Origin of the sequence: Rhodococcus sp. WS3 (genome assembly GCF_003797085.1) — a bacterium.
Classification (GTDB): Bacteria; Actinomycetota; Actinomycetes; order Mycobacteriales; family Mycobacteriaceae; genus Rhodococcus_F; species Rhodococcus_F globerula.
The window spans coordinates 1,648,331-1,663,683 of the sequence record NZ_RKMA01000001.1; the positions used below are offsets into that span (position 1 = coordinate 1,648,331).

Annotated in this window: 13 protein-coding genes and 1 tRNA gene; 7 read left to right on the forward strand and 7 right to left on the reverse strand. The window is 59.9% G+C overall.

What is annotated here, in order from left to right; genetic code table 11:
• The first annotated feature begins 217 nt into the window (after positions 1-217).
• Both EEB13_RS07465 and EEB13_RS07470 read left to right on the forward strand, forming a co-directional pair.
• On the forward strand, positions 218-1,723 hold the full coding sequence (locus EEB13_RS07465; RefSeq protein ID WP_141484948.1) for an APC family permease: 1,506 nt from the start codon (positions 218-220) through the stop codon (positions 1,721-1,723).
• Positions 1,723-2,475: an IclR family transcriptional regulator gene (locus EEB13_RS07470; protein WP_045064254.1), complete on the forward strand. Its 753-nt coding sequence runs from the start codon at positions 1,723-1,725 to the stop codon at positions 2,473-2,475. Before EEB13_RS07465 ends, EEB13_RS07470 begins: the two co-directional genes overlap by 1 nt.
• Positions 2,476-2,478: 3 nt before the next feature.
• On the opposite strand, the gene EEB13_RS07475 is transcribed toward EEB13_RS07470, so the two are convergent.
• Genes EEB13_RS07475 through dcd form a run of 4 tightly spaced genes read right to left on the reverse strand, consistent with a single transcriptional unit; the run spans position 2,479 to position 5,119 of the window.
• A complete protein-coding gene (locus EEB13_RS07475) occupies positions 2,479-4,002 on the reverse strand; it encodes a hypothetical protein (RefSeq protein ID WP_141484949.1) in 1,524 nt (507 codons plus the stop codon).
• A 6-nt stretch (positions 4,003-4,008) separates the two neighbouring features.
• The gene (locus tag EEB13_RS07480; protein WP_141484950.1) at positions 4,009-4,191 is read right to left on the reverse strand and encodes a hypothetical protein; all 183 of its coding nucleotides are present in this window, start codon (positions 4,189-4,191) and stop codon (positions 4,009-4,011) included.
• Positions 4,192-4,249: 58 nt separating this feature from the next.
• The gene (locus tag EEB13_RS07485; protein WP_095886885.1) at positions 4,250-4,534 is read right to left on the reverse strand and encodes a hypothetical protein; all 285 of its coding nucleotides are present in this window, start codon (positions 4,532-4,534) and stop codon (positions 4,250-4,252) included.
• A gap of 15 nt (positions 4,535-4,549) precedes the next feature.
• Positions 4,550-5,119 (reverse strand): dCTP deaminase, encoded by a 570-nt coding sequence (gene dcd, locus EEB13_RS07490; RefSeq protein WP_033235759.1) that lies wholly within the window; start codon positions 5,117-5,119, stop codon positions 4,550-4,552.
• Positions 5,120-5,329: 210 nt separating this feature from the next.
• Between dcd and EEB13_RS07495 the strand changes: the two genes are divergently transcribed.
• From EEB13_RS07495 to EEB13_RS07505, 3 genes are all read left to right on the forward strand, one after another.
• Positions 5,330-5,403, forward strand: a tRNA-Gly gene (locus EEB13_RS07495).
• 407 nt (positions 5,404-5,810) lie between these two features.
• Positions 5,811-6,503, forward strand: coding sequence for a GAF domain-containing protein (locus EEB13_RS07500; protein ID WP_072782266.1), 693 nt, complete (start codon positions 5,811-5,813; stop codon positions 6,501-6,503).
• A gap of 155 nt (positions 6,504-6,658) precedes the next feature.
• On the forward strand, positions 6,659-8,155 hold the full coding sequence (locus tag EEB13_RS07505) for a sugar transferase (RefSeq protein ID WP_258956890.1): 1,497 nt from the start codon (positions 6,659-6,661) through the stop codon (positions 8,153-8,155).
• Positions 8,156-8,170: 15 nt separating this feature from the next.
• Here the strand turns inward: EEB13_RS07505 and EEB13_RS07510 are convergent, their stop codons facing one another.
• On the reverse strand, positions 8,171-9,340 hold the full coding sequence (locus tag EEB13_RS07510; RefSeq protein WP_261984462.1) for a hypothetical protein: 1,170 nt from the start codon (positions 9,338-9,340) through the stop codon (positions 8,171-8,173).
• Positions 9,341-9,924: 584 nt separating this feature from the next.
• Here EEB13_RS07510 and EEB13_RS07515 point away from each other — a divergent pair.
• Positions 9,925-11,064 (forward strand): hypothetical protein, encoded by a 1,140-nt coding sequence (locus EEB13_RS07515; protein ID WP_141484952.1) that lies wholly within the window; start codon positions 9,925-9,927, stop codon positions 11,062-11,064.
• The gene (locus tag EEB13_RS07520; protein WP_141484953.1) at positions 11,057-12,532 is read left to right on the forward strand and encodes a polysaccharide biosynthesis tyrosine autokinase; all 1,476 of its coding nucleotides are present in this window, start codon (positions 11,057-11,059) and stop codon (positions 12,530-12,532) included. The genes EEB13_RS07515 and EEB13_RS07520 overlap by 8 nt, the downstream gene beginning before the upstream one ends.
• Positions 12,533-12,558: 26 nt before the next feature.
• On the opposite strand, the gene EEB13_RS07525 is transcribed toward EEB13_RS07520, so the two are convergent.
• On the reverse strand, positions 12,559-14,187 hold the full coding sequence (locus tag EEB13_RS07525) for a glycosyl hydrolase family 28-related protein (RefSeq protein WP_141484954.1): 1,629 nt from the start codon (positions 14,185-14,187) through the stop codon (positions 12,559-12,561).
• Positions 14,168-15,334 carry a glycosyltransferase family 4 protein gene (locus EEB13_RS07530; protein WP_141484955.1) on the reverse strand — a complete coding sequence of 389 codons (1,167 nt, stop codon included), beginning with the start codon at positions 15,332-15,334 and terminating at the stop codon, positions 14,168-14,170. Before EEB13_RS07530 ends, EEB13_RS07525 begins: the two co-directional genes overlap by 20 nt.
• Positions 15,335-15,353: the final 19 nt, after the last annotated feature.

Consider the following 15,353-nt stretch of genomic DNA (forward strand, 5'->3'; position numbering starts at 1 on the left):
ACATTCAAGCTCCCAAGTGTGCGCCCGGCGACCCGGGTTGTTGGTGTGGAAACAACAATGGCTCGGCGATGGGTCGAGAACTTGTCGTGCAGGAAACAGTCCGTGGGAATCGAGTGAGAATCAGCTGCCGCACCGACAGGTGCTCTCTCAGCCGGGTGCGATCAGGGGACTCACGTAGGAAACTTCTCCGTTACAGAAGTGCACTAGCGTCCCGCGCATGTCCGCACTCACCGAGGCCATCGCGCGATCGTTCACCACGCGCGAGAAGCAACCACCCGCGCGCTCACCGCTGCGCGCTCTCGGGCGTCGACAACTCTCGGGCGCCGAAGTCCTGGCGCAATCGGTAGCAACCACAGCACCGGCTGTCTCGATGGTTGTGCTGCCGGTCACCATGCTGACACACGGACACCTACTGAGCGGGATGATCACGATCATCATCGCGACCGTGCTGGTCACCTTGATCGCGTTCTGCATCTCCCAATTCACCAGACGGATGGCGGCATCGGGTGGACTTCACAGTTTTGCCTTTCGCGGACTCGGCACCCGGGCCGCCATCACCACCGGTATAGCCATACTCGTCAAATACGTCGGCAGCGCGGTGATGACCCTGTATCACGGTGGGCTGGCGGTCATTACGCTGCTCGGATTTGCCGGCATACGCGTCCACGGCACATTTCAGCTGATCGCCCTGTACACCGTACTCGCCGCACTCATCCTTGCGTGCCTGCTCCGGAGCGTCAGATTTGCAGCACTCGCAATCCTCGTGGCCGAAAGCTGTTCCCTGCTCTTCATAGTCGCGCTCATGCTGATCGGCGGAGATCAGCACGCGCAGATCATTCCGTCCACCTCCGGCCACGGACTACTGATCACCGCACTCGCTGCACTCTTTGCGCTCGCCGGATTCGAGAGCGCCGCCTTCTTCGGCCCCGAAGCCCGCCGCCCACTGGTAACCGTGACGCGCACAGTCCTTTTCACTCCGATCATCTGCGGTGGCCTCTTCATCTTTGCCGGCTGGGCCGCCTGGACCGGACGCAGCGACACCCTCGTCAACGCCTATCTGCACGGAACTTCGACCGGCGTCAGCCCAGCCGTGGTGATCGCGCTCAACATCGGAATGGGCTGCTCGTGGCTGGCGTCGTCGATGGCGTCGTCGAACGCCGCGTCGCGCCTGCTCTACTCATTTGGTGTGGAGCGACTCCTCCCCCGCGCTTTTGCGCACGTACACAGCGCCTTCCGCACCCCGAGTGTCGCGTTGAGCGTTGTTGTTGCCACCGTGCTGGTCGGCGGTGGCACCTTCGCCCTGATCGGACGAGGCGTGTTCTTCGAAGATCTGCGCCTCACGGTGCGGGCAGCCGTGATTGTCGCCTACGCGCTGGTCGCGATCAGCTCCGTCGTATTCCTCACGCGCATCGGCGAAGACACACCCCGCGTGCTTGCCGCTGCGTCCTGTGGCAGTGGTGCGGGCGCAGTTGTCCTCGGATACCTGGTGTACGCGAACATCGTTGATCACACGTACATCGCACCGATCGCAGTGCTGGTGATACTCAGTTCGGGCACGCTGTGGCAGTTCTATCTGCGTCGTCGCAGCCCTCAAAGCCTCCTGCACATCGGCGCCTTCGATCAGCCCGAAACCGAGGACGTACTTCCCGGCGCCGGAGTTTTCGGCACCGATGCCGCCGGCAATATCGTGCTGGTAGGCGAATACGCTGCCGGTCCGCGCTGATGGTCGGTCGACCTCGAGATCTCGGTGGACATGAACCGAGAGCAGTCCAGCGCGCATTGGCATTGCTCGAATCCGCAGCGCAACTCGGTTCCGGTGCCACCGCCAAAGACATTGCGGCGCTGGCCGGCATTCCTCCAGCGACCGCCTACCGGTTGCTCAACATCCTTGTCGCCGACGGCTATCTGGTGCGTATCGCGGATCTCTCTGGATTTGCACTTGGCCGACGCACCCGCGAATTGGCCGGAGCTGCTGCCGAACCCACCCCCGTGGACAACTCCGTACTGCTCGAAGAACTGCGCGAACAAGTGCGCTACGGCGTATATCTCGCGTCGTACGACAAGGGAAAGGTCCGGCTGATCGACCGCGATCCCGATCACGAACTCAGCGGTGAGCGCACCCTCGTGAGCGCGCTGCATGCCTCCGCAATCGGAAAACTGTTGTTATCTTCGCGGCCCGAACTGGCAGCCTCGCCGCTCAAGAGGATCACCGCCCACACCATCACCGACGCCGACCACCTCGAACTCGAACTCTCCCGCATCAGACGCGGTGAGCCGGCGCGAGAAGTCGACGAGATTCGCATCGGCCGCTCAGCGCTCGCCGTGCCGATCAGCGACGGCCAGAACGGTGTTGTGGGCTCGCTGGCCGCTATCGGCCCGACCGGCAGATTGTCCACCGAGGACACCGGACTGGAAGCTTTGCTCCGCGACTATGCCGGCCGGATGGTCTCTCCATCATTGTGCCGAGCGAGCTGATCATCACAGCCCGAAGATTCGTTTCACGAAACCGAGGTGTTCGTCTGCCCACCCGATGAGTCCGAGCGTCTGATCCAGATTCTGCGGCGGAGTGCGCACCAGCGTGTCTCGTCTGACGAGGCGATCAAAATCGACCGTCGGGGAATCGAACTGCACACCGGCGCCGGCCATGATGTTCATCAACTCTTGGGCCAGAACCCCATAGGCCACCGTGGTCGGATGAACGCCGTCCAGAGAGAACAACCCACCCGACGCTCGGCCGCCCATACCGTCCGCGGCCAGGAATCGTGAATCCGGCACGGGTGCAAGATCAGTCAATGCCTTGGGCAGTGGGTACGGCGTCCACCACGACGGCCTTGCGTTGACGTCGTCGACATACCGCCTCGATGCGACCCGCTCGAGTAGCCCCGCGACGTCGAAGAGGTGCCAGTCCTTGCCCACCCGGCGTGCGCTCGCCACAGCCCGCTCGATCCCCGTGTTGTACAGGTCGATCGCAGTATCAACCGCCCAAGCCTGCGCTCCCGTGATGTGCTGATCGCGTCGTGGATCGAAGTCTGCGTCACGCACCCACGGCCGGGCGTAGTACGGAAAATACCGTGACCCTGTCTCGACTTTGCCACCCAACCCCCGCGCGATCGGGGCGATTGTCACGTGCGGCACTGTGCACAGGATGACGTGCTGAGCGTTGATCTTTCGGACAGCGGCAAGCACCTCGGCGTACTCCTGGGCAAAGTGATCGGGCTGCCACACTGTGTAATCCCGTTTGCCATCCGGGTCCCGAAACTTGTTGCCACTCCACTGCACTCGCAAGTCGGTCACGGTCCGCAGCGCATTGTTCGCCCCGAGAAACACGACCAAGGTTTCGATGCACTCCTTGCCCAGTTCGGCTGCCGCGTCGAACACCGTCATCTTCTTCTCGGCATCGGACCCTCGCGGCAGCACTCGCAATGCCGTCCGCTCGCCGTTGTTCTCGACAATCTGGCTGAGCAGATCGTCGTGTGGTTGATGCAGTGCCGCTTCACAACTCGCAGCGGTTTTCGTCAGAGCGTCGCGCACATCCCACCCATACACCGACAGGTTGTGATTGATTGCCGAGAACGTCGGCGCGACGCTACCCGGGCCACGCTCCCAGTAGTCCTCGACCTGATCCATGAATCCGCGTGCCGCGAATAATGCCAGCGGAATCTCCCACACGTCCGTCGAAGTTCCAAAGCGCTCTTCCAGTGTGCGCAGCAACAATTCGATGTTCAGCGGTAGCCCACCCGGGCCGCCGTATCGCGGGAATCGGAAGTTATCGAACCAGCCGAGTTGCCACGCGATGATCGACGGATACGACAGGTCGGTATTGAAGACAGCCCCACTCTGAAACCCTTGTGAGAGAGAATCTCCGATCACCACCAAGCGGTGGCCGACCGGCCCAGCCGCCGGAACTACCGGAATACCGAGTGTGGAATCAAATTTCGGAACACGAGGACCTGCTGCCGCAGCCTCGACCACATCGGCCGGAGTGTCGGACGGCAGTTCCATGGCCGATCACTTCTCGGTCTCGGGATCGGTTTCCGCTTCGATCGACCTGGCCAGCTCGGCAGACCAGTCCTGATCGCGGATTTCGAAATCAGCGCGGTCGCGTCGGGCGATGGCTTTACCCCAAATAATGGCGATAGGTACGGCGCAAGCCACCCAGAGGATCAGTCCGCCGACAACAATCCACCACATAACCTGCAATTATGCCCGGTTTGGGGGAGATTCCCCATAGCTGACGTCTATCTGCCTGCTATCGCCGTCCGAAACGATTCCCACGCCTGCGATTACCCGCCACAAACCATCCCCGTGCCGCAATACCGAACGCCACGAATGAGAACAGATCCGACACGGTGAGGCCGTTCTCCGGAGTCAGCGACCACAACACTTGCCCTTCGAGCGGGCCGTTGAGCAGCAGCCACATCAGCGCGGCAAACGCCGTGGCAATCGCGCTGATCCGCGAAGGCTTGACCAAACACACCGTGCTCGTCACAAACAGCAGGTTCATGAAAACCATGCCGTAGAACAACGCGGTCATACGTGCGGTCTTCCGTCAGCCCCGGTTGAAGTTCAGGTACGCCTTCGACGGCGTGGGACCGCGCTGACCCTGATACTTGGAACCAGCCTCGGAACTTCCGTACGGGAACTCTGCAGCACTCGACAGCTTGAGCAGGCAGAGCTGACCGATCTTCATTCCCGGCCACAGCGTGATCGGAAGATTCGCGACATTCGACAGTTCCAACGTGATGTGGCCACTGAATCCCGGATCGATGAAACCAGCAGTCGAGTGCGTCAGCAGACCCAGACGACCCAAGCTCGACTTACCTTCCAAGCGGCCGGCAAGGTCGTTGGGCAGCGAGCACACTTCGAGCGTCGAACCGAGGACAAACTCACCGGGGTGCAGCACAAAAGGCTCACCCTCCGCGGGCTCCACCAGGCTTGTCAGCTCGTCCTGGCGCTGCGCCGGATCGATATGCGTGTATCGCGTGTTGTTGAAAACCCGAAACAAACCGTCCAGGCGCACATCGACGCTCGACGGTTGAACCATCGAATCGTCGAACGGGTCGATTCCCAGGCGTCCAACGGCAATTTCGGCACGGATGTCACGATCGGAGAGCAGCACAGGTAGAGGTTACCGGGTCGCCACTTCAGCACAGACCAATCACCAGGCAGATCACACAATGCTGTGACGAACAGCTCGGGTTCTTGTGTCGCGAGAAATCGAGTGTGAGCACTAGTTGCCGGGCGGGGCTCCCACACATCGGAAATGGCGTCTGATAACCTTCGGAAAGCACGTTGATCGGGGGCGAAAACCCCTCCGACCGGCTGCGACGCCGATGTAGTTCAATGGTAGAACATCAGCTTCCCAAGCTGAATACGCGGGTTCGATTCCCGTCATCGGCTCCATCTATGAACCGGGACCAATCGTTCCTCTGCGAACCGTCGTCGCCACGCACTAGCCGGCATCAGATTCGCCTGCACACCACGATGTTTCGAGCCCAGAATGCCGCGCAGTCGGGTCGGACTCGATTTGCTCTTACACCAGGTGAGAAATCGAGAGCTTTCGAATCTCAATCAGGCTATATCTTCCCTCCACGTCTGCGAAACATTACGGTTACCCGTAAGGCAGGACTTTCGACCCTAGAATGCAATGTCAAAATTCCCATTCTGGTACCGAGAGACAGTCCGTCCGCTTCAGTCCGCATCACCAATATTCATAAATACAGCAGCATGAGGTATGGATATGGGAGATGCGGCGCCGAGCGGACCAATCGCGGTAATACATGTTGCTACCGATTCACCAGGAAAGAGATATGACACCACCGAGTCCGACAGACGCAACAAGTTCCGATAATGCAAGCGACGACGGCGCGGGTCAACGCGAGCAGACGATCGCGGATTCTGCCGAACGCCCCATTCGCGACCCGTTCGCTGCGATCAACGAGGTGTATACGGATCCCGCGCTTGTCGCCGTCTTCGAAGGGCTGCGTGCCGCTGTCAGCGGCGAGCAATCGCACGTGTGGTCGGCGCTCAACGACAGTGCTCGGTTGCGCGCTGTCTACGACACCGGACTACTCGCGCCCGGACCACATCCCGAAGTCGATCAGATCGTCGGATTGACCATCGACGCGGTCGGGATCCCGAACGCTGCACTGAACATGATCACCGACGTCGAGCAAGTCAACGCCGCGATCGCCTCCCGCTCAGGCGACACCGGGGAACAACGTACCCATCCCCTCCCCGACTCACTCTGCGTCTACACAGTCGTGAGCGGTTCCCCACTCATAATCGACGACATCGCCGACCACCCGGTACTCAGGGATCATTCGGCCGCCCAAAGCGGCGTAGTGGGCGCTTACATCGGCATCCCGATCATCGACGACGCAGGTCATCCCGTAGGGACGCTGTGCGCGTGGGACAGCCAACCGCATCATTGGTCGAGTGGTGAGGTCCAGATCATGACCGACCTTGCCGACGTCGTCCAAAACGTAATCTTCGACAAATAAAAATACCGCTGCCGAGTATCTTTCGATTGCTGACTGTGACGCCGAGTCGCATTCAAACCAAGCGCGAGTTGCTACGGCAAATATCGTTAGTCCCCCTATAGAATGCGATTAATGGTGAATGTACGAATTGTCTGATTAATTCGGGATTGTCGTGGATGGAGTGGGAATTGCCGCAATTGTTGGAGGTCGAGACTTCGACCGCCCCCGGAGGCCCCCCACCTACTTCTTCGAATTCTCGTAAAACATTCGGGCAGCTCATTCGGACCGATCCGCTGAGCACCATCGTCAGTGTTTCCATCGATGTGTTGTCGGCGACAATCGCGGTGGCACTCGCATGGTGGTGGGCGCTCACATCAGTTTTGGTTCATCCACCCATGTGGTGCTTCGCACTCTTTGTTCCCCTGGTCGTAATCGTCATGGGCGCGCGGTCGTTGTATCGCCGCTCGCTCAACCGCCGATTCCTCGACGAGTTCTACGGGATCCTGTCCTCTGGCTCGATCGCAGCAATGCTGCTGCTGTGCGCGCTGGTCCTGTTCGGAATCACCGATCGCCCCGGTGCTGCCGTGACCAAACTGTGGGTGTGCGCGAGCATCCTGATTCCATTCGGCCGTCTGGTTCGCGTGGTGGTCCAACGACGCCTGCAACAGAACTCCCATCTCGTGTCCCCCACGTTGGTCATCGGATCCGGACAGCTCACCCAGCACGTGATCGCTCGGATGATCGCGGCTCCTGAACACGGCATGAACCCAGTCGGAGTGCTGTCGGACGAGTCCCCCATACGCAGTGACCAGGGGACGGAGGCCGACCAGGTGCCGTACCTGGGCGCTGTCGATCGCCTAGAGTCCGTCATTGCCGAAACCCAGGCCGAACGCCTGGTCATCGCATTCACGAGAGTTCACGGTGAGCTGCTGACCGGAGCGGTCCGCATCGCCCACCGCCACGGACTTCGGGTATGGGTGGTGCCACGCATGTATGAGGTGATCGGCTCGAAGAGCCTCATCGACCACATCGGCGGCATGCCCTTGTTGTCAGTGCCTCACACCAATCCCCGAGGCTGGCAGTTCCGGGTCAAACACATCAGCGACAGAATCGTCGCCGGCTGCATCCTTCTCGTGCTGTCCCCCCTCTTCCTCACTCTCATGCTCTTGGTGCGCTGGAGTTCGCCGGGACCGATATTCTTTGCTCAAGAGCGGGTGGGGCGCAACGGCCAGATCTTCGGCTGCCTCAAGTTTCGTTCGATGCGGCTACCCGATCCCGACCACGTGACGTTTGTTCCGAAAACCGGTAGCGCACCGGGCGGCGTCGAGGGAACCGATCGACGGACCCGGATCGGAAAACTTATGCGGTCGACGTCGATGGACGAACTCCCCCAGCTGCTCAATGTCCTCCGGGGTGACATGAGTCTGGTCGGACCGCGTCCCGAACGTCCAGAGTTCGTAACCCTTTTCGAGGCGCAGATCCGCCGCTACGGCGAGCGACACCGGGTCAAGGCGGGCGTCACGGGTTGGGCTCAGGTCAACGGCTTACGCGGACAGACCTCCATCGCCGACCGCGCCGAATGGGACAACTACTACATCGAGAACTGGTCTCTGTGGCTCGACATCAAGATTTTGATGCTGACCGTGCTGGCAGTTTTCAAAAAGGCCGAATGACGGGCGAGGCAGTCTTCATGCCTTCTCGGACGCGAGTCCGTTCGCTCGCTTCCCGCTGAGGAAGACCGAGTTGTATTCCGGCGCTAACCTCGCGGCTGCCACGTGATAGGGCACGAACATGAGCACCTCGGTGATGACAAACGAAAGAAATACTGCAGTGCTGGAATGGAAACTGAACAAGAAAGTCAGTCCGAGCACCACGTAAAGAGCAGTGTTCGCCGCCCTGAGCCAGAACACCATTTTTGTGCGCCCCGCCCGGCGCAGAGCCGCAAAGGGGATGGTTGTCACCAACATGCACAACTTCCACGCACAGGCAACTGCCAGAGCGACATACAGTGAACTGTTCCAAGCAGGGCCGAAAATCAGGCTCCACACACCCAGATAGGCACTAGCGAAGATCGCCACTGTTCCGACCACAATGATCATCGCAACGTTGGCTACCTCGCCTTTGTGTCCGTGGGCGAGTTGACGTACTCGGCCGTAGGCGAGAATCGGTTCGAGGATCCCCGAAATGGTTGATACAACCCGGAATCCAACAGCAGCTGACGGTCCGAGGACGGCCAGGATGAAAGATGCCAATGCCGGCTGGACCATACCGACTGTCGCAGTTTCGCCGGTGACCCACGCAGCCTTGGTCAGGTCAGGAGGAAAGCCCAGATCTCGGCGAGCAGGCAGAGGCCAACATCTGATGAGGATGGCCACGAGAGCGCCCGCTGCAAGAACCCTGACACAGTTGGAGTTGTCGTACACGGCAAGGACCAATGCGCTCAGGCAACCGGCCATAAGGATCGAAGCGGCAACCGATTCCAGCTTCCATCTACCCCGCACTACGCCGATCGTCCGGGCCATCAGCAAGCCCGACGACAGTCCCAGAACTCCGATCAGTGTGATGGCCGTTGGCGGAACCGCCGGACTCACAATGAGGAGGGTCCCGGATGCCAAGCTCATCAATGCTATCCACCAGGGCATCGATACCTTGTGATCCGCTTCCGGGGTGGCAAGGCGCGACTCGACGACGAGTGCTGACAGCAGCTGCGCCACGTAAGTTCCGATCGCCAGCGAAACGGCAAGGCGGCCTTGTTGTTCGATGGGTGCAATGCGTGCGAATACTGCGATGAAAATTGCCGGGAAGGCGTTGAGTGCCAGGCCCGCGACGATTTGCACCAGTGGCTCAACGCGCTTCACGTCTAGCACTGATCGAATGCGCGTCACTCTCTGGCCTCGGAAGACGCGGTCCACATCATCGATTCTTCGAAATTGATGGCGATAACTGCTCCGTAACGCGGCAACCTAACGTTAATCACGTTGGCACTCAATTTGATCAAGTTAATTCCGAGTGGCCAGTGCGCATCCGCGCTTCTGTCCCGTAATGCACACTCCACCTGTAGTAGTGTATGCCACGGATTGGCTGCCGTGCTCGCTGAGATCGAGCCACTTTAAAGATGGAGGGAGCTCAGCGATGTATGGTTCGAGATCCTTTCCCCCTGATCGAAGTTTCATTCCTGCGCTGCCGCAGAATGATTCCGCAATGATGCACCAAGACAAACATGCATTTTGATTTCTCGCCGAAAGCGGCTGGCGATAACTCGCCCCAAAGCAGTACAGCGACATGGTGGCTCGCACCGGCCGTCCTAATCCTGTTACCCGTCCTGGGATCTTTCACTGCATGGGCGTCCCTGATCGGTTGGTGTTCGGCCGGTAAGTGTCCGGCCGGCTCACTGCTGAATTTGCGCGGATTCCTCCAACCCGCCCCTTTCACCATTGCCGGCGTGACGTTGCTTGGGGTTTGGTACGGCATGGTTGTGGTGCTCGCAACGATCGGTTGGAGATTGGGACTGGGCACAACGCCGACACGGGAGTTCGTCGAGCGAACAACCAGCACGAACTTCGAACGGCGCTACTTTTTCCTCATCCTCGCAGTGTCCACGATCGGCGTGGCGTATGCGTACTACCGAATTACTGCGGCGACATCCATTGTCGACGCCTTGACCACCCAGACCGGGAACGCCTTCACGGAGGCACTACCCGACTCGGCCGGAATCGCGACGCTTCGATACGCGACCATCCTGGCGGCACCCATCAGCGTTTACCTCTGGCGAAAAAAGGTGCTCCATCCTGGATTCGTACTGTGGGCCGTTCTTCTCCTGGTGGCAAACTCGATGGTCGCGTCCCGCCTCTCGCTACTGATGGCGGTCGTGGTGTACGTCGTCTTACAGACAGCGGTGCCCCGCAAATCCGTGGGCGCGGACCGTAAATCTCTGCGGCCTTGGCACATCATCACCGCTGTAGCGATCATGTTCCTGATGCTCACGGCGCTCAACTACGTCCGGAACGGCAACTACTACCGCGATGCGGGAGTCTCGAACCCGATCGCGATGAATCTCTATCAGTCCGGCGCCTATCTCGCTGTGCCGGCTCAGGTGTCCATGGGCGTGTCGGATGCGATCATGCGCGGCACTTTCGACAAGCCAGGGAGTGTCGTCGCCTCCGTGTCGGCGGCGCTGCCCAGCTTTCTGGTTCCGGCGCATGAGGTCAGAGCGAAGGAGTCGCTCGGCGCAGACTCCTACGATTTTTCGGTCTCGTTTGCACCGAATTTCACAACTAACTCTGAATTCGCTGACATCTATACGGATTTCGGAGCGTGGGGGTGGCTGTACACGCTCCTGCTGTTCCCGCTGGCCGGTTACGTTTTCGGTCGGTTCCTGACATACGGTCCAGTGATCGCCGGATCGGCAGGAGTTATCGCCTACTGTTTTGCCGAGGTATGGCGGATTCAGCTGCTTACGCAAGGAATTACCGTTTTCCTGGTCCTCCTGACGCTCGTCTGCGTGTTCGTGGCGGCACGAGGGCAGTCTCCCACCAAACTGGAAGACATGGTTTCGAGAGGAAATGTGAAGTCAAGTGACTGACAAGTTTGCAGGGACGACATACCGGCCGGGCAATGCTGGCAACGAATGGCTCCGCTCAGCGGTTGGCGCAGTTCGCAATCGATGGATCATCCTGCTTGTGTGCGCACTGTTCGGGGGCTTCCTGGGAGCGATCTTGACCAGTGTGCAGTCGCCGAGCTACGAATCTTCCGCGGTGATCTACCAGACGCCTCACTTCGGCGACACCGACGGTACAAGTCGTCAGCGTACTGAGGCGTACACGAAGTTGCTGAGCTCCGACTTCCTCATCGAAACCGCTCTGGCAAACACCGGATTGGAGATGTCGAACTCTGACGTGCGCGAAATGGCCACGGCCAGTGCCAATGTCGGAAGCGCGATCCTGACAGTGACCGTGCGCGCGGAGGACGCCGATACCTCGGCGGAGCTCGCTAATGCTCTAGCGCAAGCACTTCCCGGTGCCGTTGCTGTTTTGGACGGGAGCACACCTGCACAACCGGCACCGGATCAGTCGGAAACCGTGGTTCCGGACCCAGTGCGATTGTCGGTGATCAGCCCGGCGGTGCCCGACGACGCTGAGGGCGGACCGCAGTATGTGCGCAATACCGCACTCGGTGTGATCGCCGGGCTTTTGGTGGGGTTGCTCTACGCATATCTGCGCAGTCAAATGAGCCGGAAAGTTCAGGATGTCGCCGCACTCGGCAAGTTTCTGTCCGGGCCGGTGCTGGCCGCCATTCCTGCGGACAAAGCGCTGGAAACCGGTGTTGTCGACTTCTCGAGAGAGAGCCCTGCCGCAGAGGCATTCCGCCGTCTCCGCACCGTGATCGCCGACCACGAACCCGGTCGGGGCGAATGCCGAACCATCATCGTTTCGAGTGCAGTCACCGGCGACGGCAAGACAGCGGTCGCGCTGAACCTCGCAATCGCTCTCGCTGAGAGCGGCAATGAGGTCGTATTCGTCGATGCCGCAGGAAGAGACGAAGCGAACGTGCGCTCCGGACGCCATGGTTCTGATCATGAAAAGAACCCATCACCAGCCGGGTTGATCGATTACCTACTCAATGGTGACGACATCGACCGATACATCTCTGCGAGTTGGCATCCGAAGCTTTCGTTCATCCCGGCGGGACGCACTGCGCCCGGCAAGTCCGAACTACTCGGGAGCACTCGGATGCGCAACGGACTCGCAGATCTTGCTGCTCGCGCAAACTACGTCATCGTCGATACCGCACCGATGGCTGACCGATCCGACGCCCTTGTGCTGGGACGCTGGGCCGACGGGGTCCTGCTGGTGGCGCGATCTGACCATACGAGGTACGCCGAACTGGGTGCTGTCATCGAACGTTTGTCCTTGGCCGAATTACGAGTCTGGGGCGTTGTACTCAATGACTCCCCGAGGCCACTGGCACGCAGCGCACGCAAACGCAGCGCACGATTGTCAGCGGCAACGCTGCTCGCGCGCGAGTCCCGCCCGATCAAAACAAACGTCTGACAGAAAACCGATCGGCATCGAATTCGTCATCGGCAGGCGACGAAAACCGGCTCTCCCTTCGGCGGGGTGGTTGTCACGGTACCCACGCTCACTTCCGGGTTCGTAGGCGTGCCACCGACACAACTGTCACTGAAGATCAAAACAGGTAGCCACGACGAGGGGGCTTGCTCCCAAACCAAATCCGCAGCAACCACTGTCCCGGATGAGCCCTGGAACACGGCGAATGGTCCGCCGGCTTCGGAACCGAGCGGCGGACCCGTCACAGTCACGTTGAGCTGATCTATCGTGAACTGTGCCGAGTTGTCAGCTGAGAATGCCACCGCAGACTTCGCCGTCGTGATGGAGACGGTTCCCAGTGAAACATCTTGGGTCCTCTGCAGCCCGACAGCTCCGGTACCTGGACCTATTTCGGTGTCGATCACCGTGCAATCGATCAGCGAAATCCCGGTAACAGGCGGGGTTGCAATAGATTCCACGAGAACCGACCAGTAAAGACAGTTGTTAACGGCAACGCCCGTTACCTCTAGGTCGAACCGGCTGAAAGCGTCGCCAGTCGACCCGTTCGGTCTTGCCAGTACGTGCAGCCCTGTGTGAGAGTCCTCAACGGTGATCCCATCCAGCTGCACACCGCGCGACGCCACATAGTGCCACCCGGCGCCCGAGTCCGGCGATGCCGAGTCGACCATGACACCTGCTCCGTTCGATACTCCGTCGACCACTACTGCAGCTACCGTTGATCGATTGACCCCCGCCAGACGCACTCCGTTTGCCGCACCGCCCGACACTTGGACGTCGGTGACATCGAAGTCGGTGTTCGACCACTCGGTCAACGCCGGGAAGGAAAAGGTCTCGGAAGCGCTGTCGAACTGGGCTTCTGGAGAGTAGTAAGTCACCAGTGCCAAACCGTCGTCACCAGTGTTCGTTGCTGAATACCTTTCGACGGTTCCACGTCGGCACGCGTTGAAATGGAGTCCGTCGGCCATGGTGTTCTCGACGTGAAGTCCGTCAACAGTGATGTCGGAAACGCCCATCATGATCACACCTGCCTGCGGGCTCGACTCGACTCTGCAGTCGCTCAACGTCACCCAACTAACCGGCCTGCCGGGTCCGGTCCATCCATCTGGCACTGCCGACGTGTCCGATGCATATCCCACAACTCGGATTCCGTCGCCCATCGACCGCAGCGCCGGCTGGCTTGCCCACCGCACTGCCACGTTGTGAAGAGACACACGCTCCAGCGGACCACGCAGCACGATGCCGTGGCTCGTGCCGGCGCCGTTGTCGTCCAGGTTGTCCATCAGAAGTTCGGCACCGGTGTCGAAGTCGATCGAAACGTCAGAGATCCCCACTATCGAGATAGCAGCGCCGCCTGCTGGATGACGCTGAGTAAAGCGGTACTGGCCGGACGGAAAAAGTAAGACGTCTCCAGATTTCAGTTCGGCGACGGCATTGCGAATGGCAATCGAGTCATCCTGTGTCCCATCACCAACCGCACCGAAATCGCGAACATCGATGACGTCACCGCCGCCCTCGACGCGGCGAACGGCGTTGAAGGATTCAGGCAGAGCGGCAGGCAGAGCCAACGCTGCCGGGAACATCCCGAGAAATTTGCGGCGCGACAGCGCCGACGACCAGTTAGCCAATGGGTACCTCACTCAGGAAGGAACATATCTTCTCGGCAGTAGCTGTTGACACGATCTCGGACTGGCGCCGCTTGACATGCAACTCTCCGCGATGACTCAACGACGCCCTGGCGTCTTCGTTGTCACAGTACTTCTTCACGAGTTCGGCCAAGGCTTCGGAATCGTGCGCATCAAAATACTCGGCTCCGTCGCCGCACGTTTCCCTCAACACCGCGATGTCGGACGCCAGAACCGCGGTACCGGACGCCATTGCCTCCAGCGGCGGAAGACCGGCACCTTCGAAAAGTGAAGGCATAACCAATAAGTCCGCCTGAGCCACCAGAGCACGCAGACTGCCGAACGGAAGTCTGCCCGTTAACTGCACACGTTCACCCAGGCCTGCCACAAGCTGGTTGATTCGGTCGTCGAGTGTCCTGAGTGACTCATCGCCACCAGCTATCACCAGTGTGTGTGGGATGGAATCCGAGATCGTCGCAAATGCGTCCAGAAGTACCGGCAAGTTCTTGTGCCGCTTGATATTGCCGACATACAAAATGTAGGGGCGTTGAATTGGCGACGACGCCGGGTCGGCTTCAGAGAACCACACGTCGTCTACTGGGATCGGCGTCACCAGCACCTCGGATGAGGGTGCGATTGCAGCCATTGAACGGGCGGTGGCCTGGGACGGGGTGAAAATCGTTGCGGCCCGTCGTGCGCTGAGTTTCAGCATCGTCCACGCGTACGCGTTCTTTGCGCGATTCTGGTCGCTCAGCTTTTTGTCTTCGATATGGAGGGTGTCATGCACCGTGGAGAAGTATCGAACGTCCCGATTACGAGGAGACGTTAGTGCAAAAGGAAAGGGGTAGTGCGGAACCCACAGTGCCTGCGGACGGGTTGCCGACAATGCGCGACGCCACACACGTTGTTCACCCATTGAATACATTCGGGCCTCGGCGGGATCCGCAAAAATCACACGAGTTTCTTCGCTGGTGTCAGGTGCCGCATTTCGGTCGGCGAGGATGGCCAGCCGGAATCCACGTTCTTTCAGCACCTGCTCGAGCACAGGAATTTGGGTCCTGATGTAGGTGCCGATACCACTCTGACGAATATGTCGGGCATCGAACAACAGATCAACCGACTCGCCATCTCGGCTCGCCTGACCGGCACGGGGAGTATCCATAAGTGAATTGTTGCAGGTC

What these genes read in the sequence shown, in the direction of transcription:
- EEB13_RS07475 (WP_141484949.1), bottom strand. Translation starts at nt 4,002, where the DNA reads ATGGAACTGCCGTCCGACACTCCGGCCGATGTGGTCGAGGCTGCGGCA.
- EEB13_RS07485 (WP_095886885.1), bottom strand. Translation starts at nt 4,534, where the DNA reads ATGACCGCGTTGTTCTACGGCATGGTTTTCATGAACCTGCTGTTTGTG.
- EEB13_RS07500 (WP_072782266.1), top strand. Translation starts at nt 5,811, where the DNA reads ATGACACCACCGAGTCCGACAGACGCAACAAGTTCCGATAATGCAAGC.
- EEB13_RS07505 (WP_258956890.1), top strand. Translation starts at nt 6,659, where the DNA reads ATGGAGTGGGAATTGCCGCAATTGTTGGAGGTCGAGACTTCGACCGCC.
- EEB13_RS07480 (WP_141484950.1), bottom strand. Translation starts at nt 4,191, where the DNA reads ATGTGGTGGATTGTTGTCGGCGGACTGATCCTCTGGGTGGCTTGCGCC.
- EEB13_RS07465 (WP_141484948.1), top strand. Translation starts at nt 218, where the DNA reads ATGTCCGCACTCACCGAGGCCATCGCGCGATCGTTCACCACGCGCGAG.
- EEB13_RS07470 (WP_045064254.1), top strand. Translation starts at nt 1,723, where the DNA reads ATGGTCGGTCGACCTCGAGATCTCGGTGGACATGAACCGAGAGCAGTC.
- EEB13_RS07530 (WP_141484955.1), bottom strand. Translation starts at nt 15,334, where the DNA reads ATGGATACTCCCCGTGCCGGTCAGGCGAGCCGAGATGGCGAGTCGGTT.